The 19,205-nt window shown below is 60.4% G+C and carries 18 protein-coding genes and 1 other RNA gene; 14 read left to right on the top strand and 5 right to left on the bottom strand.

Translation table 11 applies throughout. The annotated features are described in order from the left end of the window. Positions 1-19 precede the first annotated feature (19 nt). Positions 20-748 carry a sugar transferase gene (locus WDZ78_RS13525; protein ID WP_020011270.1) on the top strand — a complete coding sequence of 243 codons (729 nt, stop codon included), beginning with the start codon at positions 20-22 and terminating at the stop codon, positions 746-748. A gap of 96 nt (positions 749-844) precedes the next feature. Here the strand turns inward: WDZ78_RS13525 and WDZ78_RS13520 are convergent, their stop codons facing one another. Next, complete coding sequence (locus WDZ78_RS13520) at positions 845-1,420, bottom strand: c-type cytochrome (protein WP_026363846.1); 576 nt, start codon at positions 1,418-1,420, stop codon at positions 845-847. Between the two features lie 149 nt (positions 1,421-1,569). Here WDZ78_RS13520 and WDZ78_RS13515 point away from each other — a divergent pair, with 149 nt between their 5' ends. Both WDZ78_RS13515 and WDZ78_RS13510 read left to right on the top strand, forming a co-directional pair. Further along, entirely contained in the window at positions 1,570-2,325 is a 756-nt protein-coding gene (locus WDZ78_RS13515; RefSeq protein ID WP_020011272.1) for a 3-deoxy-manno-octulosonate cytidylyltransferase, read from the top strand. Between the two features lie 11 nt (positions 2,326-2,336). Beyond that, on the top strand, positions 2,337-3,200 hold the full coding sequence (locus WDZ78_RS13510; protein ID WP_425673313.1) for a prephenate dehydratase: 864 nt from the start codon (positions 2,337-2,339) through the stop codon (positions 3,198-3,200). Positions 3,201-3,215: 15 nt separating this feature from the next. On the opposite strand, the gene nudC is transcribed toward WDZ78_RS13510, so the two are convergent. Together nudC and WDZ78_RS13500 are read right to left on the bottom strand one after the other, a co-directional pair. Further along, on the bottom strand, positions 3,216-4,178 hold the full coding sequence (nudC, locus tag WDZ78_RS13505; protein ID WP_425673312.1) for an NAD(+) diphosphatase: 963 nt from the start codon (positions 4,176-4,178) through the stop codon (positions 3,216-3,218). After that, the gene (locus tag WDZ78_RS13500) at positions 4,178-4,606 is read right to left on the bottom strand and encodes an HIT domain-containing protein (protein ID WP_020011275.1); all 429 of its coding nucleotides are present in this window, start codon (positions 4,604-4,606) and stop codon (positions 4,178-4,180) included. The genes nudC and WDZ78_RS13500 overlap by 1 nt, the downstream gene beginning before the upstream one ends. A 65-nt stretch (positions 4,607-4,671) precedes the next feature. Here WDZ78_RS13500 and ffs point away from each other — a divergent pair. From ffs to WDZ78_RS13485, 3 genes are all read left to right on the top strand, one after another. Next, positions 4,672-4,768: signal recognition particle sRNA small type (ffs, locus tag WDZ78_RS13495), an RNA gene on the top strand. Positions 4,769-4,851: 83 nt separating this feature from the next. Then, positions 4,852-6,729 (top strand): DNA polymerase III subunit gamma/tau, encoded by a 1,878-nt coding sequence (locus tag WDZ78_RS13490; RefSeq protein ID WP_425673311.1) that lies wholly within the window; start codon positions 4,852-4,854, stop codon positions 6,727-6,729. Positions 6,730-6,753: 24 nt separating this feature from the next. Continuing rightward, the gene (locus tag WDZ78_RS13485) at positions 6,754-7,077 is read left to right on the top strand and encodes a YbaB/EbfC family nucleoid-associated protein (protein WP_003507179.1); all 324 of its coding nucleotides are present in this window, start codon (positions 6,754-6,756) and stop codon (positions 7,075-7,077) included. Positions 7,078-7,143: 66 nt separating this feature from the next. Here WDZ78_RS13485 and WDZ78_RS13480 read toward each other — a convergent pair whose 3' ends face one another. Continuing rightward, positions 7,144-7,758, bottom strand: a complete 615-nt coding sequence (locus tag WDZ78_RS13480) for an MOSC domain-containing protein (RefSeq protein ID WP_425673310.1) — start codon at positions 7,756-7,758, stop codon at positions 7,144-7,146. A 58-nt stretch (positions 7,759-7,816) separates the two neighbouring features. Here WDZ78_RS13480 and recR point away from each other — a divergent pair, with 58 nt between their 5' ends. Further along, positions 7,817-8,422, top strand: coding sequence for a recombination mediator RecR (recR, locus tag WDZ78_RS13475; protein WP_003524309.1), 606 nt, complete (start codon positions 7,817-7,819; stop codon positions 8,420-8,422). 35 nt (positions 8,423-8,457) lie between these two features. Further along, positions 8,458-9,723 (top strand): lytic murein transglycosylase, encoded by a 1,266-nt coding sequence (locus WDZ78_RS13470; RefSeq protein WP_425673309.1) that lies wholly within the window; start codon positions 8,458-8,460, stop codon positions 9,721-9,723. 183 nt (positions 9,724-9,906) lie between these two features. Here the strand turns inward: WDZ78_RS13470 and WDZ78_RS13465 are convergent, their stop codons facing one another. Further along, positions 9,907-11,535 (bottom strand): MFS transporter, encoded by a 1,629-nt coding sequence (locus WDZ78_RS13465; protein WP_187772631.1) that lies wholly within the window; start codon positions 11,533-11,535, stop codon positions 9,907-9,909. Between the two features lie 287 nt (positions 11,536-11,822). Here WDZ78_RS13465 and rimP point away from each other — a divergent pair, with 287 nt between their 5' ends. From rimP to truB, 6 genes are all read left to right on the top strand, one after another. Continuing rightward, on the top strand, positions 11,823-12,419 hold the full coding sequence (rimP, locus tag WDZ78_RS13460) for a ribosome maturation factor RimP (protein WP_111791706.1): 597 nt from the start codon (positions 11,823-11,825) through the stop codon (positions 12,417-12,419). A 64-nt stretch (positions 12,420-12,483) separates the two neighbouring features. Further along, positions 12,484-14,100 (top strand): transcription termination factor NusA, encoded by a 1,617-nt coding sequence (gene nusA, locus WDZ78_RS13455; protein WP_020011282.1) that lies wholly within the window; start codon positions 12,484-12,486, stop codon positions 14,098-14,100. After that, positions 14,097-14,798: an RNA-binding protein gene (locus tag WDZ78_RS13450; protein WP_425673308.1), complete on the top strand. Its 702-nt coding sequence runs from the start codon at positions 14,097-14,099 to the stop codon at positions 14,796-14,798. Before nusA ends, WDZ78_RS13450 begins: the two co-directional genes overlap by 4 nt. Positions 14,799-14,900: 102 nt before the next feature. After that, positions 14,901-17,648 (top strand): translation initiation factor IF-2, encoded by a 2,748-nt coding sequence (gene infB, locus WDZ78_RS13445; protein ID WP_425673307.1) that lies wholly within the window; start codon positions 14,901-14,903, stop codon positions 17,646-17,648. Between the two features lie 75 nt (positions 17,649-17,723). Continuing rightward, on the top strand, positions 17,724-18,140 hold the full coding sequence (gene rbfA, locus WDZ78_RS13440) for a 30S ribosome-binding factor RbfA (protein ID WP_035241339.1): 417 nt from the start codon (positions 17,724-17,726) through the stop codon (positions 18,138-18,140). A 3-nt stretch (positions 18,141-18,143) separates the two neighbouring features. Continuing rightward, positions 18,144-19,091 (top strand): tRNA pseudouridine(55) synthase TruB, encoded by a 948-nt coding sequence (gene truB / locus WDZ78_RS13435; RefSeq protein ID WP_082183373.1) that lies wholly within the window; start codon positions 18,144-18,146, stop codon positions 19,089-19,091. Positions 19,092-19,205 lie beyond the last annotated feature (114 nt).

The following is a 19,205-nucleotide window of genomic DNA, read 5'->3' as shown; positions in this document are numbered from 1 at the left end:
CTTTTCAGGGCTTTATATTATGCTGGGTACTAAAGGCTCATCGCATGCCGTTTTTTACGGTGCCTCCTATTCCGCAGCCACAACTTTCGAATCGCCGGAAACGCAACCTTCCTCTTCGGAAAAAACCGTCTCCGCATTTTTGCGCGGCCAGTTCGCGCTCAAAAGAACGATGGATATTGCAGGGGCGTCCATCGCCCTTGTCGCGCTCGCGCCGGTGTTGCTCACCGTAGCAGTGATGGTCAAACTCGACAGCAAAGGGCCGGTCCTGTTTTCGCAGGTCCGCTGGGGTATGAATGGACGGAAAATCCGTGTCTATAAATTCCGCTCCATGAGGACCGACCTTTGTGATGCCACCGGTGTGGCGCAAACGGTGAAGAACGATCCCAGAATAACCCGGATCGGCGCAATCCTTCGCCGTACGAATATCGACGAACTGCCGCAGCTTCTGAATGTGCTGAAAGGCGATATGTCGCTGGTCGGGCCCCGCTGCCATGCCATCGGCATGCTGGCGGCCGGCCGTCTTTATGAGGAGCTGGTGCCGCACTATCATATGCGGCACCGGGTGCGGCCCGGCATTACCGGCCTTGCCCAGATGCGGGGATTGCGCGGCCCGACTGACCGTAGCGACAAGGCGCGCGCCCGAATCGTCTCCGATCTTTATTATGTCGACAATTTTTCGATCTGGCTGGATATCAGGATCATGGTTGGAACGGTGATTTCCGAATTACGCGGCGGCAAGGGTTTCTGATTTTTCAGACGCCATTCCCGCGGCCGCAATCGGCCGCTGAAAAAATTAAAAGCCCGGCAGCGATGCCGGGCTTTTATCATGAAATCATCATGACAATCAGTTTGTCGGCGCGGGAGCCGCTGCCGGATCCGGAAGCGGTGCCGGGTTTGCCGACAGCGTCCGCAGATAGGCGATGAGATCGGCGCGTTCCGTTTCCTTCTTCACGCCCGCAAAGCCCATGGCCGTGCCGGGAACGTGTTTCTTGGGGGATTCGAGGAAGTAGCTGAGATGATCGTAATCCCAATGCACGGAACCGCCCTTGGAGAAATCCTTCATCCCTGCGGAATAGCTGAAACCTTCGTGGCTGGCGATCGGCCGGTTGACGACATCGAAGAGATTGGGGCCGACCTTGTTTGCACCACCACTCTCTCCGGTATGACAGCTCGTACACTTCTTGAAGACTGTTTCGCCCTTGGCGGCATCGGCATTCGCAAGCAATTGCGCGATCGGCGTCGCCGCGGCAGCGGCTTCTCCGCCACCCGCTTCGCCGCCGCTCTCTGCCGCGGCAATGGCGAAACCTTCCTTTTCGGGCGCAGGCGCATGGAAAATGCCCTCAGACGCAATCGACACCGACATCAGGACGAAAACCGTGCCAAGCAACGCCCCAACGCCCATATTTACATAAGAATTCATCTATATGCGCTCCCTCGCATCCGCTTGATATAACGGGCATCTTGAAATTGCTCGAAAGCTATGGCTTTTGCACAGCCTGCGCAACTTGAATAATGCTCCCCACACCGTGACGTTTTGACACTTTTCGGGCGGGATTTGAAGGGTGTCGGATGAAGAATCGGGAATTCGAGAAAGCTGTCGTCCTCATACCGGCGCGGATGGCATCCACACGCCTGCCAGGCAAGCCACTCGCCGACATCGGCGGCAAGCCGATGATCGTGCAGGTTGCGCTGCGGGCACGCGAGGCCGGTGCGGAACGAATCGTTGTTGCCGTTGATGACGAACAGGTGTTTTCGGCCGTCAAAAATGCCGGTTTCGACGTGATGATGACCCGCGACGACCACCAGTCCGGCTCGGACCGCATTTTCGAGGCGCTGCAGAAGGCCGACCCCTATGGCAAGGCGGAATATGTCATCAACGTTCAGGGCGACCTTCCCACCATTGAAGCGGAGACGATCCGCGCTTCGCTGCGCCCGCTGGAAAATGCCGCCGTCGATATTGCGACGCTGACGGTGGAAATCACCGACGAGGAAGAAAAAACCAATCCGAACGTGGTGAAAGTAGTGGGCAGCCCGCTTTCCGAGACGCGATTGCGCGCGCTTTATTTTACCCGTACCACCGCCCCTTATGGCGATGGCCCGCTTTATCATCACATCGGGCTTTATACCTATCGCCGCTCTGCGCTCGAGACATTTGTGAGCCTGCCGCCCTCGCCGCTTGAAAAACGTGAACGGCTGGAACAGCTGCGCGCCCTGGAAGCGGGGATGCGCATCGACGCTGAAATCGTCCGTTCCGTGCCGCTCGGCGTCGACACGCCGCACGATCTGGAAAAAGCCCGCAAAATTCTCGCAAGCAGAACCCTCTAACGGACAGTCCCATGACCTTGAGCACAAATCGTATTGCCTTCCAGGGCGAATTCGGCGCGAATTCCGACATGGCCTGCCGCGACATGTTCCCGGATATGGAGCCTTTGCCCTGCCCGACCTTCGAGGACGCCTTCAACGCCATTGAAAACGGCGAAGCTGATCTCGGCATGATCCCTATTGAAAACACACTGGCCGGCCGCGTTGCGGATATTCATCACCTGCTGCCGGAATCGCGCCTGCACATCATCGGCGAATATTTCATGCCGATCCGCTTCCAGCTGATGGTGATGCCCGGCGTGAAGAAGGATGAGATTCGCACCGTCCACAGCCACATCCACGCGCTTGGCCAATGCCGCAAGATCATCCGTTCCAACGGCTGGAAGCCCGTCATCGCCGGCGATACGGCAGGCTCCGCAAGGCTCGTTTCCGAAAAGGGCGACCGCAGCATGGCGGCCCTTGCGCCACGTCTTGCCGCCAGCCTCTACGGTCTCGATATTCTCGCTGAAAATGTCGAGGATTCGGAAAACAACGTCACACGCTTCGTGGTGCTTTCTCGAGATGAAAACTGGGCCAGGCGCCAGTCGAGCGATGAAATCGTCGTCACGACCTTCGTTTTCAACGTCCGCAACATTCCGGCAGCACTTTACAAGGCCATGGGCGGTTTTGCGACCAACGGCATCAATATGACGAAGCTCGAAAGCTACCAGCTCGGCGGCAAATTCGTGGCGACGCAGTTTTATGCCGATATTGAAGGCCACCCCGATGACGAGCTGGTGCGGCATGCGCTGGACGAACTGCGTTTCTTCTCGGAAAAAGTCCGCATCCTCGGCGTCTACAAGGGCCATGCGATGCGCGGCAAGCTCAACCAGAGCTGAGCCTGCCGCAGCTTATTACTTTAGCCATTCCACCCAGTCGCGCATCAGCCGATGCGCGATGGCTCCCATTGGCGGGGCGGAAAAACCTTCACCCGTCGGGGCCTCCAGCATCTTTGCTACCTCTTCCCGCGTGAACCAGCGGCAATCCTCAAGCTCGATCTCGTCACGCGCGATCTCAAAAGAGAGCGCCTCGGCATAACAACCTATCATCAGCGTATGCGGCATCGGCCAGGGCTGGGAAGCGTGATAGCGCACACGACCGATTTCGACGCCGGATTCCTCATGCGTTTCGCGGCGGACGGCCTGTTCGATGGTCTCACCCGGCTCCACGAAGCCGGCAAGGCAGGAATACATGCCCGGTGCAAAATGCGCGCCGCGGCCAAGAAGGCAGAGATCACGCTCGATATCGATGGTCATCATGATGACCACAGGATCGGTGCGCGGGAAAATAGTGTGGTTGCAGGCGGCGCAGATGCGCTTGTAGCCGCCGATTCGCGGCTCCATGGTTCCGCCGCACTTCCCACAAAAGCGATTGTCACCATTCCAGTGCGTCAGGCTGACGGCCTGCGCAACCTCGCTCAGCAGTTCCTCGTCGAGAAGATTATCGCGATAAAGCGTGCGGGCATCGGCCAACTTGTAGTGGCTCGCCAGCTGGTCCTCGGCAACCGCGACCGGCACCGCAATTCTCGGCTCGCCGGTCTCGCGATATCCGAGCAGCACGGCATTGTCGAAATCCGGCCGTAACTCGGCCAGTTCATAGGCGGAAAACAGGGGATCGATGACCTGCTCGTCATGTTTCAGGACCAGCCGGTTGCCCGAGAAGGCAAAAATATGGGTGCCATCGACTTTCAACGCATCGGCCACGCACTCCTCCGTCCGCTTTTCGGCGAAACGGTCGAGAGCATTTTTGGAAAAGGCCGTCAGCAGGCTTGCTTCAGGATGGGGGGCAGTGGTTTCAAAAATTTTCATGGAAATCATCAGAGCGCGCCGGAGATTTTTTTCATCAAAGTTTCCTTTTCGCCTGCGGCATAGGGCACCGCCGTTCCGTGCCCCCAGATGGGACCGGGCCAGCACGTGTCGCCTTCATTGCGGGCGATAATATGGACATGCAATTGCCGGACGATATTGCCCAAAGCACCGACATTTATCTTGGTGGCCCCCGTGATCTCCTTCAAGGCAGACGCGACGAGATTGGTCTCGAATGTCAGCACAGCCTGATCAAGCGGGGTGAGATCGAACAATTCGCTGACGCCATCTCGCTGCGGCACCAGCACCAGCCAGGGCCAGCGACTGTCGTTTTGCAAACGCAGTTCACATAGTCCCAAACGCGTCACAAGCACGCTGTCGCGCGCCAGTCTCTCGTCCAGCCGGAATGTCTCCAAGGTGTCCTCCATGTTTGTTTTCATCGTGATAGCAGTTTTTTGAAGGCTTGGCTTGCATTTGCTGCCGATATTGCCGATATGTGGCCCCGGGAGGTTGGTGGTGGACGAGCCACTCGCCAACCGGGTCAGGTCCGGAAGGAAGCAGCCCTAACGAGCCAGGCACGGGTCGCCGTGCCAGCCTCCCACCTTTTTTTTTAAAAAGACGTGCTCAGCTTTCGCCGGGCCAGTTCAGCGCCCCAAGACAACTGGCAAAACAAACTGGCGAGGCAATGAGCGATACCGTACCCACCACAACAAGCGAATCCCAGGTCGGGACCGGCTACCGGGTACTGGCACGCAAATATCGCCCGAAAGATTTTTCCGATCTGATGGTCGGCCAGGAGCCGATGGTCCGTACGCTGACAAACGCGTTTGAGACCGGACGTATCGCGCAGGCCTATATGCTGACCGGCGTTCGCGGCGTGGGCAAAACGACCACGGCCCGCATTCTCGCCCGCGCGCTGAATTACAAGACCGATACCATCGACAAGCCGACCATCGACCTTCGCATTCCCGGCGAACATTGCCAGGCGATCATGGAAGGCCGGCACGTCGACGTGATCGAGATGGACGCCGCCTCCCATACCGGCATCGACGATATTCGCGAGATCATCGAGCAGGTGCGCTATCGCCCGGTCTCGGCGCGCTATAAAGTCTATATCATCGACGAAGTGCACATGCTGTCGACACAGGCTTTCAACGGTCTTCTGAAGACGTTGGAAGAGCCGCCGGAACATGTGAAATTCATCTTCGCGACGACCGAAATCCGCAAGGTTCCGATCACCGTTCTCTCGCGCTGCCAGCGCTTCGACCTGCGCCGCATCAGCGCCGCTGATCTCGTCGGCCTGTTCACCGCCATTGCCGGCAAGGAAGGTTTCGAGGCCGATCCGCAGGCGCTGTCGATGATCGCCCGCGCGGCAGAGGGTTCCGCCCGTGACGGCCTTTCCCTGCTCGACCAGGCGATTGCCCATGGCGGCGGCCGGGTGGAGGCCGAAGCGGTGCGCGGCATGCTCGGCCTTGCCGACCGTGCACGCATCGTCGATCTCTTCCAGCACGTCGTCAAAGGCGATGTCGCGGCCGCTCTTTCGGAATTCAACGGGCAATATGAGGCGGGCGCGAACCCTGTCGTGGTGCTGAACGACCTTGCCGATTTCACCCATCTCGTCACCCGCATGAAATATGTGCCGGACGCGGCGGAAGACCCCTCGCTTTCCGAGATCGAGCGCGTGCGCGGCGCGGAATTTGCCGAGACAATTGCGGTAACCGCACTGTCGCGCATCTGGCAGATGCTGCTGAAGGGCATTCCGGAAACGGAAAACGCCTCGCGGCCTGCCGGTGCTGCCGAAATGGTGCTGATCCGGCTTTCGCACGCCGCCAATCTGCCCGCACCGGAAGATGCCGCGCGGCGCCTGCTCGAGCTCTCGAGCGGCGACGGCGGCGGTTACGCCAATGGCGGACCTTCGGGCGGGGGCAATGGCGGCGGTGCGCGCGCCTATTCGTCAGCACAGGCCGTGGCCGCAGGAAGACCTGTCGATCTTCCCGCCCAGCGCCAGACGACGCCGCAGACCTCCGCCGTGCTGCGCGCCGTTCCAGACAGCCGCCCGCAGGAGATGCAGGTCGTGGCGCCCAAGACCGAAGAGCGGCCGGAGCCGAAGGTTCCCGTCAATTCGGTGCAGGATATTGCCGATCTCTGCCAGAAGAACCGCGATCCCGTCATGCGGGCGAAGGTGCGCAACTTTGTGCGGCTGGTGCGGCTGGAGCCCGGCCGGCTTGATATGCGCCTCGGCGAAGGCGCGCCCGGCTCTCTGCCCGGCGAGCTTGGCGTCAAGCTCAAGGAATGGACCGGTATCCACTGGATCATAAGCCTCAGCAAGGAACAGGGGGAACCGACCCTCGTCGAAGCTGAAGGCAATGCCCGGGATGCCCGCCTTGTCGATGCGCGTCAGGATCCTGACGTTGCCGCCATTCTGGCGCAGTTTCCCGGTGCAAAAATCACCGACGTGCGCATCCGCGCCGCCGCACAGGATGAGTCGGAGGATATCGCACCGCCATCGGTTGCCGAATCGAGCGAAGGCGACATCCTTCCCGGCGACGACATCGAGTTTTAAACAAAAAGAACAGGAGATTGGCACATGCGTGACATCATGGGCATGATGGGCAAGGTCAAGGAAATGCAGTCCAAGATGGAAAAGGTGCAGGAAGAAATCGCCGCCCTTGAAGTCGAAGGCAGGGCCGGCGGCGGTCTGGTGACCGTCATTCTCAACGGCAAGGGCGAAATGCGCGGCCTGAAAATCGATCCTTCGCTCTTCAAGGAAGACGAGGTGGAAATCCTCGAAGATCTGATCGTGGCTGCCCACAAGGACGCCAAGGAAAAGGGCGAAGCGCAGGCGCAGGAAAAGATGGCCGGCCTGACCGCGGGTCTGCCGCTGCCGCCCGGCATGAAATTCCCATTCTGATATAATCAGCCTGAAGAGGATGGCGACACACATGGAGTGGTCGCCCTCCCTGTCTCAAGGCAGAATTCAGGCTTCCAGCATCGCGCGGAACCGGCTTGCGAGCGGCGTTTCGAGATAGGCCCTGCGTTCGGCTGCGCCGAGCTGCATCGGGCGGAAGCGCTGCAGAATAGTCGGTATCGGCAGCTTCGTTCCCTGATAGGCTTCAAAGGCGACCTCCTCCCCGGCAGCGAGCATTCCACCCTTCAACACCCGGCAATAAAAACCCGGATGGCCTGCCTGCCGGAAGCGCGGTGCGAAACCGGGATCGCCGATCCGGGCCGACAGGGTGGCGCAGGGGATGCGGGCGGCGGTCACCTCCAACAGAACTCCGCTGGCCGAGAACCTGTCACCCACATGGAGTTTCGCGCTGTCGACACCATCAAGCACGAGGTTTTCGCCGAAAAATCCGGGTTCGACCACAAAACCGAAGGTGCGGGACCAGAAGTCGAGATCGACGGAGCCCATCACGTAAATTGCCTGATCCGGCCCGCCGTGATGTTTGCGATTGCAGACGGCATCGCTGACAATACCCTCTGCATCCACCATGACCGGCCCGTTCACGGGATGTTTGAAGATGCCCGTCTTCGTCGTCTTTCCCGGCAGGTTCTTTGCCTCGCCCCGGCACACCGCCCGTATTTTCATGGACTATCCTTCAAGCTTCATGATTCCCGTTTCCCGATTTATGCAGTAGAAAGCGCTCATGGCAAAACGAGTCACCGGTCCCGAAATTGAAAAACTGATCCAGCTTCTGGCAAAAGTGCCGGGGCTTGGGCCCCGCTCGGCGCGGCGGGCAGCGTTGCATCTCATCAAGAAGAAGGAACAGCTTCTCGGACCGCTGGGTCATGCCATGGGCGAGGCCTATGACAAGGTGAAGATCTGCTCCTGCTGCGGCAATGTCGATACGATCGATCCCTGCACCGTCTGCACTGACGACCGGCGCGACCAGTCGGTCATCATCGTGGTGGAAGACGTGTCGGATCTCTGGGCGCTTGAGCGGACGGGCGCGATGAACACCGCCTATCACGTGCTTGGCGGTACATTGTCGCCGCTCGACGGCGTCGGACCGGAGGACCTGAATATCAAGGGCCTGATCGACCGTGTCAGCGCCGGCGGCATCCGCGAGCTTATCATCGCCGTCAACGCGACGGTGGAGGGTCAGGCGACCGCCCACTACATCACCGACCGCCTTTCCGGTCTCGACATCAAGATCACCCGGCTTGCGCATGGCGTGCCGGTGGGCGGTGAGCTCGATTATCTCGATGAGGGCACATTGACGGCGGCGCTTCGGGCGCGCACGACGATCTGAAGCCATCCCTCCCCGTCATTCAAAGAGGAGACCGAATGCGAAACCATTTTGCCCCGAAGGCACTGGCTGCACTTCTTTCCGTTTTTTCAGCAACGACAGCTCTAGCGCAGTCGGCACCGACAGGAGCAGCGGCAGCCCGATATGACGCTGAATTTAATGCCTGGCTGAAAAAGGAAATCTGGCCGGAGGCCCGCAAGGCCGGCATTTCGCAAAAGACGCTTGAAGCCACGCTTCGCGGTCTCTCCATCAGCTGGAACCTGCCCGATCTCGTCATTCCCGGCCAGAAGCCACCGAAGGAGCAGAGCCAGAGCCAGGCGGAATTTTCATCACCCGGCGCCTATTTCTCCGAAAAGCGGCTGCAGGGGCTCGCCAGCACCGGCCGTTCGCTAGCAGCCACCCATGCGGCGACGCTGCGCAGGATCGAGGTGAAATACGGTGTGCCGGGTGATATCGTCGTTGCGATCTGGGGCCGAGAATCCGGTTTCGGCCGGGCAAAACTGCCGCATTCGGTGGTCGATGTACTCGCTACAAAAGCCTATATGTCGACCCGCAAGGAGATGTTCCGCGCCGAGCTGATCGATGCGCTGAAGATCGTCGAAAGTGGCGATATCGCGGCCTCGCGCATGATGGGTTCCTGGGCCGGCGCCCTCGGCCAGCCGCAATTCATGCCGTCGAGCTATCTCAAATATGCCGTGGATTTCGATGGCGACGGCCACCGCGATATCTGGAACTCCGTGCCGGATGCGCTGGCATCCATAGCGAACTATCTTTCCCAGCGCGGCTGGCAGCGCAATCGCGACTGGGGTTTTGAAGTCTCGATCCCTGCCAATGTCTCCTGCGCGCAGGAAGGACCTGATCTTGCCCGCCCGGTGGCCGACTGGGCGAAGATGGGCATTACCCGCATTTCCGGAAAAGCCTTTCCGGCCAATGACCTATCCGCCGACGGCATGATGCTGGTGCCGGCCGGACGGCACGGGCCGGAATTCGTGGTGACGCCGAATTTTTACGTCATCAAGGAATATAATAATTCCGATCTCTACGCGCTCTTCATCGGCAATCTCGCCGACCGCATCGCCCATGGGGCAGGCCCGTTCAAGGGTGAATGGGGCAATGTCGGGTCGATGTTGCGCTCCGACGTTCTAGCCATGCAAAAGGCGCTGGTTGCCAAGGGTTATGATGTCGGTAAGGCCGACGGGCTGGCAGGCTTCAAGACGCGCCGCTCGCTCGGCGACTGGCAGGCCAAGAACGGGCTCTCACCGACGTGTTTTCCAGATGCAAGCCTGAAGGCTAAGCTGAAATAGCACGTTACGGGCGACGTCGGAAAACCTCTCCGTCGTCATGCTCGGGCTTGTCCCGAGCATCTGCAACCGATTGATTTAACGATACGTGGTTGGATCCTCGGGACAAGCCCGAGGATGACGTCGAGGGTTCTGGCAAGGACCCAATAGCCTTTTACCGGGCCCGTTTCTGCATCTCCCAGCCTCTCAATGCTGGTCGGTATGGGGCTTGTGAAAGATATCGTCGGTCGGCGGGATGGTCTGCCGCTCGATCATCCGGTGCACCCGCGGCCGCGTCTTGCCCCGGTGAAGCTCGAGCAGCCGGTCCCAGGCCTCCGCATCCGCCTGGGTGCGGCGGTGGTTATGGCGGACATATTCCACCCATGTCGGCACATGGTAACTTTCGGTCCAGATGTCGGGGTTTTCCAGGTCACGCATCAGGTTCCAGTTGCGCGCGCCATCACGCAGACGGATTCGGCGGCGCTCGGCCATCAGCGGCAGGAATTCGCCGAGGTCCTCGTCATGGATTTCATAATCGATGAGAATGGCGATGGGGCCGCTGCGCGGCTTGATGTCCAGTCTCAGCGGCGGTTCCACGAAACGGTTGAGCGGATCGAGATTAAGCGAAGCGAAGGCCGGCATGGCGAGCTTGAGGCCGACGACGACGCCGAGCAGCATCAGCGCACATGAACAGAGCAGCGAATAGGAAATGCCGTAATCTTCCGCGAGTTCACCCCACAGCCAGCTGCCCACCGCAATGCCGCCGAAGGTCAACGTCTGGTAAAGCGAGAGCGCCCTGCCAACCACCCAGCGCGGCGTGGAAAGCTGGACGATGGTGTTGAAGAGCGACAGCGCCAGAACCCAGCAGGCGCCGGCAACCGTCAGGACAAGCGAGGTGATGATCGCGCTCGTGCTCACGGCCGTCACGCCGGAGCTGAAAGCGAAGCCTAAAAAGGCGACGCGCACGATCCATTCGCTGGACAGGACCTCACGCAGTCTCGCACTGACCAGCGCGCCGGCTATCGCGCCGACGCCAAATGCGCCGAGCATGACGCCGTAGGTCAGCGGACCGCCCTCGACGAGATCGCGGGCGACGATGGGCATCAGGGCGAGGATGGCGCTGGCGGAAAGGCCGAAGAGGAAACCACGCACCAGCACCTTGCCGATATTGGGCGACATCGCAACATAACGCATGCCGGCCGAGATGGCGGCGAGAAGCTGCTCTCGCGGCAATGTCGAGGCATATTTGGGCGGCTGCCAGCGAAACAGGGCGTAAATAAGGGTGAAATAGCTCAGCGCATTCACGAAAAACGCCGCGGCCGCACCGGCGGCGGCGACGATGATACCACCTATGGCCGGGCCGACGCTGCGGGTGATGTTGAAACCGACGCTGTTCAGTGTCACGGCGGCGGGCAAATCCTCGCGCGGCACCATTTCGCCGACCGATGCCTGCCAGGACGGATTGTTGAGCGCCGTGCCGCAGCCGATCATGAAGGTGAAGAAGAGCAGAAGCCAGGGCGTGAGCCAGCCGGACCAGGCAAAAACCGTCAGCAGCACGGAGGCCGTCAGCATCAGCAGCTGCGCCGAAATCATGATGCGGCGTCGGTCGAAACTATCGGCCAGCGCCCCTGAAATCAGCGAGAACAGCATGATCGGCAAAGAGGTGGAGGCCTGCACCAGCGCGATCATGTTTTCCGAACTTGAGAGCGACGTCATCATCCATGCGGCGCCCACCGCCTGGATCAGTCCTCCGAAATTCGAGGCAAGGCTCGCGATCCAGATTCGTCTGTAAGTCAAATGCCTTAAAGGCGCGAGTGGCGATTTACGGTCAGGCACGCTCTGTCCACTTGATGCAACTGCGATTTGTCAAACGGCAACTATAGACAGTGCCGGTAATCATGCCAGCCTTTCCGACAAGGTAAGGGTGAAAATGTGGCGAAGGCGGCGACCGAAGCGGAGGAGCCCGCTAAAACCTTGCAATCCTGCCCCGATGGGTCTATATGACCCCTGAAATTCTTGATCGCTTGATGAAGAGTGGGGCCGCAAGGCTCCGCTCTTTTTCGTTAGGCGAACCGGAAACCACGGGCAGAAAGCCCGGTGAAAATCAAAGACCGGAAGGCCAGATGGCAGAGACCGCACAAGAACCGCGACTGATTACCGAAACAGGCATCGACCAGCGCATTGCCGAGATCATCGAACCTGTTCTGACGGGCATGGGCTATCTTCTGGTGCGCGTGCGGCTCTCCAACCAGAACGGCATGACGCTGCAGGTGATGGCCGAGCGCGAAGACGGAACCATGACAGTTCAGGACTGCGAAGCAATTTCGATGGCGATTTCACCGGTTCTTGATGTGGAAGATCCGGTCGATAAAGCGTATCATCTCGAAGTTTCCTCGCCCGGCATCGACCGGCCGATGGTTCGCAAATCGGATTTCACCCGCTGGCAGGGTCATCTGGTGAAGGTCGAAACCTCCATTCTGGTCGAGAACCGCAAGCGGTTTCGCGGCAAGATCGTCGAGGTTAATGCTGACGGCTTCAAGCTGGAACGCGACCAGATCGCCTATGGCGAAGAGCCGACAGTCATCATTCCGTTCAGCGCGCTTTCCGATGCGAAGCTCATTCTGACGGACGACCTTATTCGTGATGCGCTGCGGGCAGACAAGGCGGCCAAGGCCGCCGCCGCAAACCAGAACGACGAAAACGAAGCAGACGAAGACTAATTCCAACGTAAAGCCCGGAAATAAGGGCGATCAACGCAATTATGCGACTTACGGAGATAGAAAAATGGCAGTGAGTGCTAACCGGCTTGAGCTTCTGCAGATCGCCGATGCTGTGGCGCGCGAAAAGGTCATCGACCGCGAAATCGTGCTTGCCGCAATGGCTGACGCTATCCAGAAAGCCGCCCGCTCGCGCTATGGTTCGGAAACCAACATCCGCGCCGACATCAACTCCAAGACCGGCGAAATCCGCCTGCAGCGTCTTCTGGAAGTGGTCGAAGCGGCTGAGGACTATTCGACCCAGATCCCGCTCGAACTGGCCCGCGACCGCAACCCGGACGCCAAGCTCGGCGACTTCATTGCCGATCCGCTGCCGCCGATGGATTTCGGCCGTATCGCCGCCCAGTCCGCCAAGCAGGTCATCGTGCAGAAGGTGCGCGAAGCAGAGCGTGACCGCCAGTATGACGAATTCAAGGACCGTATCGGCGAAATCGTCAACGGCACCGTCAAGCGCGTCGAATACGGCAACGTCATCGTCGATCTCGGCCGTGGCGAAGGCATCATCCGTCGTGACGAGATGATTCCGCGGGAAAACATGCGTTACGGCGACCGCGTGCGCGCTTACGTCTACGACGTTCGCCGCGAACAGCGCGGCCCGCAGATTTTCCTGTCGCGTACCCATCCGCAGTTCATGGTGAAGCTCTTCACCATGGAAGTTCCGGAGATCTACGACGGTATCATCCAGATCAAGTCGGTTGCCCGCGACCCCGGTTCGCGCGCCAAGATCGCCGTCATCTCGAACGACTCGTCCATCGATCCGGTCGGCGCCTGCGTTGGTATGCGCGGTTCGCGCGTCCAGGCCGTTGTCGGCGAACTCCAGGGCGAAAAGATCGACATCATTCCGTGGAGCCAGGAGCCGGCATCCTTCATCGTCAACGCCCTGCAGCCGGCGGAAGTCGCCAAGGTCGTTCTGGATGAAGAGTCCGAGCGCATCGAAGTGGTTGTTCCGGATGAGCAGCTGTCGCTCGCCATCGGCCGCCGTGGCCAGAACGTGCGTCTGGCATCGCAGCTGACCGGCTGGGATATCGACATCATGACCGAGCAGGAAGAATCCGAGCGCCGTCAGAAGGAATTCAACGAGCGTACGGCCCTCTTCATGGAAGCGCTGGATGTCGACGAAATGGTCGGTCAGGTTCTGGCTTCGGAAGGCTTCGCGCAGGTTGAAGAACTGGCCTATGTCGATCTCGACGAAATTTCGTCGATCGATGGCTTCGACGAAGACACCGCCGATGAAATCCAGACCCGCGCCCGCGAATATCTGGAGCGCCTGGAAGCCGAAATGGACGCCAAGCGCAAGGAACTCGGCGTTTCCGACGAGTTACGCCAGATCGACGGCCTGACCTCGCAGATGATGGTTGCGCTGGGTGAAGACGGCATCAAGACCATCGAGGACTTTGCCGGCTGTGCCGCAGACGACCTGGTTGGCTGGAGCGAGCGCAAGGACGGCGAGACGAAGAAGTTCGAAGGCATCTTCTCCAAGCTCGACGTTTCCCGCGTCGAAGCCGAAAACATGGTCGTGCAGGCCCGCCTTCTGGCAGGCTGGATCACCGCCGAAGAACTCGCTTCCGAAGAGGAAGCCGAGGTGGAAGCTGCCGAGGAGGCGGATACCGCCGAACAGGAATGATATCGCAGGCGCATGAGCCGGACGAGCTGCCCGAGACGGATGACGACGGGCGGCTCAAAGGCGACGTCAATGGACGTATGTGCATTGTGACACGGCAAAGCGGATCGCCGGATGAGCTGATCCGCTTCGTCGCAGGCCCGGACGGCAGCGTCGTGCCGGATCTGAAACGCCAATTGCCGGGGCGCGGTTGCTGGGTAACACCCGAGCGCGCCCTGATCGAGAAAGCCATCGCGAAGAAGCTCTTCGCACGGGCGCTCAAACGCGACGTCAAGGCCGGGCCCGAGCTTCTCGCTCTTCTCGACCGGCTGATGGCGCAGCAGCTTGCCGGAATGATGAACATGGCGCGCAAGGCGGGCCAGTTCATCAGCGGTGCGACGAAGGTCGATGCCGCCGTCCGGTCCGGGAACGCGATTGCCGTGTTCCATGCGACCGATGCTGCGGCCGACGGCGTGAGAAAACTTGACCAGGCCCGCAAGGCCTGGACGCTCGGCAGTGATGCCGGCAATGAAATTCCGTCCTTCCGGCTCTTCAGCGGAGCCGAAATGGACGAGTTGATGGGCCAGAATGCTTTTATCCATGCCTGCGCGCTTGCAGGGCAGGCGGGTGAAGGTGTAGTGAAGCGCGCAACGATGCTTGAGCAGTACCGCCTTGGCGGTCGATCTCAGGCGGAACGCGACGCTGCCCGGACAGAACAATGACGCGGTTGCCCGACATGAACGGTCGCCGCGTTCCGATGCAGCAATTGAACGACGAGACCTGATGAACGTCATCCGGTTCTCGTCCGAAGGAACGGGAACGGAATGACCGACAACAACGACGACAAGACACTCAATGCGCCGGCCAAGAAGACTCTTACCCTGAAACCGGGCGGGATGAATCAGGGCACCGTGCGGCAGGACATGGGTCGAGGTCGCACAAACGCGGTTGTCGTGGAAACACGCAAGCGCCGCCCCCTGCGTCCTGAAGACGAGAAGCCGGTTCAGCCTGTTGCGGCAGCACCAAGGCCGGTGGTAGCAGCCCCTGCCCCTTCGGCACCGCGTCCGCAGGCTCCCCAGCAGCGTATTCACCAGCCAGGCGGCCAGCAGCAGCGTCCGGGTTCTTCCCAGTCGCAGCAGCGTCCAGGCTCGTCCGCACCCCAGCAGCGCCAGCCTGACCGGCCGCGCGGCAATGTTCTGCACGATCTCTCAGCAGGCGAGATGGAAGCCCGTCGCCGCGCGCTGATGGAAGCGCAGGCTCGTGACGTGGTGGAAGCCAAGCAGCGCGCGGAAGATGAAGCGCGCCGCAAGGTCGAGGAAGAACAGCGCATCGCAGCCGAAAAGGAAGAGGCGGCGCGCCGCGCCGTCGAAGAGGCTGCGGCTGCAAAGGCGGCTGCAAGCCAGCCTGCCACTGAAGCAAAATCCGAACCGGCCGATGAAACGCCGGCTGCGGCCGCAGCACCTGCGCCCCGAGCCGACGCCCGTCCTCAGCCTGCAGCCGCCGCTCCCCGTTCTGCTCCTGCCACGCCTGAAACCGTCGCTCCGCGCGGACGTCGTACCGGTGGTGACGATGAGGACGATCGTGGTGCGCGCCGCGGCAGCAGCCTTCCGGCTCGCGGCAAGGTCGCGGCTCCGGTTCCGGCCAAGCCCGCCGCCCGCCTGAAGACGGAAGAAGAACGCCGTCGCGGCAAGCTGACCGTTACCTCGTCCAATCTGGATGAAGACGGCACGCCGCGTGGCCGCTCCATGGCATCCATGCGCCGCCGCCAGGAAAAATTCCGCCGCAGCCAGATGCAGGAAACCCGCGAAAAGGTCATGCGCGAAGTGATCCTGCCTGAGACCATCACCATTCAGGAACTGTCGCAGCGCATGTCCGAACGCGCTGTCGACGTCATCAAGTTTCTGATGAAGGAAGGCCAGATGATGAAGCCGGGCGACGTGATCGACGCCGATCTGGCCGAACTGATCGCGGTCGAATTCGGCCACACCGTCAAGCGCGTGTCTGAATCCGACGTTGAAGAAGGCATCTTCAATCAGGCTGACGACGCAGGCGAGATGGTTTCCCGTCCGCCGGTGGTCACCATCATGGGTCACGTCGACCACGGCAAGACCTCGCTGCTCGACGCCATCCGTCAGGCAAATGTTGTTGCTGGCGAAGCCGGTGGCATCACCCAGCATATCGGTGCCTATCAGGTCGAAAAGAACGGCCAGAAAATCACCTTCATCGACACCCCCGGCCACGCCGCCTTCACGGCCATGCGTGCCCGTGGTGCGCAGGCAACCGACATCGCCGTGCTGGTTGTGGCCGCAGACGACAGCGTGATGCCGCAGACGATCGAATCCATCAATCACGCCAAGGCTGCCGGTGTTCCGATCGTCGTTGCGATCAACAAGATCGACAAGCACGAGGCAAACCCTGAAAAGGTTCGCCAGCAGCTGCTGCAGCACGAAGTTTTCGTGGAATCCATGGGTGGTGAAGTTCTTGACGTCGAAGTGTCGGCCAAGAACAAGCTCAATCTCGACAAGCTGCTCGAAGCGATCCTGCTTCAGGCGGAAATCCTCGATCTCAAGGCAGATCCAAGCCGCACCGCAGAAGGCACGGTCATCGAAGCCGAGCTGGACCGTGGACGCGGCGCCGTCGCCACCGTTCTCGTGCAGAAGGGTACGCTGAAGCCCGGCCAGATCATCGTTGCCGGTGACCAGTGGGGCCGTGTGCGCGCGCTCGTCAACGACAAGGGCGAACACGTCAAGGAAGCCGGTCCGGCCATGCCGGTCGAAATCCTCGGCCTTTCCGGCACGCCGTCGGCCGGTGACCGTTTTGCGGTTGTCGAAAACGAAAGCCGCGCCCGCGAGATTTCCGAATACCGCCAGCGTCTGGCACGCGACAAGGCTGTCGCCCGCCAGACCGGTCAGCGCGGCTCGCTGGAACAGATGATGAGCCAGTTGCAGACTTCGGGATTGAAGGAATTCCCGCTGGTCATCAAGGCAGACGTGCAGGGTTCGGTCGAAGCCATTATCGCTTCGCTCGACAAGCTCGGCACAGACGAAGTCCGCGCTCGGGTCGTTCACTCTGGTGCTGGTGCCATCACGGAATCGGATATCTCGCTTGCCGAGGCATCGAACGCCGCGATCATCGGCTTCAACGTTCGCGCCAACGCGCAGGCACGTACGGCGTCCGAACGCGCCGGTATCGAAATCCGCTACTACAACATCATCTACGATCTGGTGGATGACGTGAAGGCGGCGATGTCGGGTCTGCTTTCGCCGGAACGTCGCGAGACCTTCCTCGGCAATGCCGAAATTCTCGAGGTGTTCAACATCACCAAGGTCGGCAAGGTCGCGGGTTGCCGCGTCGTCGAGGGCAAGGTGGAACGTGGTGCGGGTGTGCGTCTGGTGCGCGACAACGTCGTTATCCACGAAGGCAAGCTCAAGACCCTCAAGCGCTTCAAGGACGAAGTCAACGAAGTGCCCGTTGGTCAGGAGTGCGGTATGGCATTCGAAAACTACGAAGATATCCGCGCCGGCGACACCATCGAGTGCTTCCGCGTCGAGCACATCACGAGAACGCTCTAAGCGTCTCGCCGCAAAACAGGATTTTTCTGTCGGGCGCCGGCTTAACCGGCGCTCGCTCCGTTTGAGGCATTACCAATGGCAAAAGCAACATCATCGGCCCCTTCGCAACGCATGCTGCGTGTCGGCGAACAGGTGCGCGCCGCACTGACCCAGATTCTCCAGCGCGGTGAAGTCCGTGACGACCTGATCGAAAGCACCGTCATTTCCATCTCGGAAGTGCGTATGTCGCCCGATCTCAAGATCGCGACCGCTTACGTGACGCCGCTTGGCGTTGCGGATCACACCGACATCATCAGCGCCCTCAACCGCCACGCCAAATTCATGCGCGGACGTCTGGGCCCCCAGCTGCGGCAAATGAAATACATGCCGGAACTGCGTTTCCGCGACGATACGAGTTTCGACAATTACCAGAAGATCGACGCACTCCTGCGGTCACCGGAGGTGCAGCGCGATCTTGGACCTTCAAACGAAAAAGACGACGAACAGAACTGAAGCATGTCCAAACCACATAAACAGCAGCACCGCAAACCCAAGGGCCGCCCGATTTCGGGCTGGCTCATTCTCGACAAGCCGCTCGATTTCGGCTCCACCGAAGCCGTTTCCAAGATCAAGTGGCTGTTCAACGCCCAGAAGGCCGGCCACGCCGGCACGCTCGATCCGCTGGCTTCCGGCATGTTGCCGATTGCGCTGGGTGATGCCACCAAGACCGTTCCCTACGTCATGGACGGCCGGAAAATCTACGAGTTTACCGTCACCTGGGGCGAGGAGCGCACGACCGACGATCTGGAAGGCGAGGCCGTCAATTCCTCCGACCAGCGCCCCGACGAACAGGCGATCCGCGATATTCTGCCCAATTACACCGGCGTTATCATGCAGACGCCGCCGCAGTTTTCCGCCATCAAGATCGCCGGCGAGCGCGCCTATGATCTGGCGCGCGACGGCGAGACCGTGGAAATCCCGGCACGCGAAGTGGAAATTCACCGCCTGACACTGCTCGCCTGCCCCGATGCCAACACCGCCCATTTCGAGGTGGAATGCGGCAAGGGAACCTATGTGCGTGCACTCGCACGCGATATGGGCCGCGATCTCGGTTGCTACGGCCATATCTCGCAATTGCGCCGTACCATGGTTGCGCCGTTCGGCGAGGACATGATGGTGCCGCTCGAGACCTTGACGGCGCTGGAAGCGATCGAAGATCGCGACGAGCGGCTTGAAGCACTGGACGCGTTTCTGATCGATACGGCAGAGGCGCTTTCCGCCCTTCCCCGCCTCATCATCAACGACGACCAGGCGCACCGGCTGAAAATGGGCAACCCTATCCTGCTGCGCGGGCGCGATGCGCCGGCCAATCATCCGGAAGCCTATGCCACCGCACATGGCAAGCTCATCGCCATCGGCGAGATCGGCGAGGGAGAATTCCGGCCGAAGCGGGTTTTCGGCTGAAACGGCTCCATCTATTCGCCTATGCGTTCCCCAACTGAAAACCGCTTCACACCTTTCCTGGAAACGCTCTGGGAGGCGCAGTCAATCGCCTCTTTCAATTGTACCCGGAATAGT

Origin of the sequence: Agrobacterium sp. M50-1 (assembly GCF_049843495.1) — a bacterium.
GTDB classification, from domain to species: Bacteria; Pseudomonadota; Alphaproteobacteria; order Rhizobiales; family Rhizobiaceae; genus Agrobacterium; species Agrobacterium radiobacter.
The sequence above is the reverse complement of the archived record's forward strand: the minus strand, read 5'-3'. Positions and strand labels throughout refer to the sequence as shown.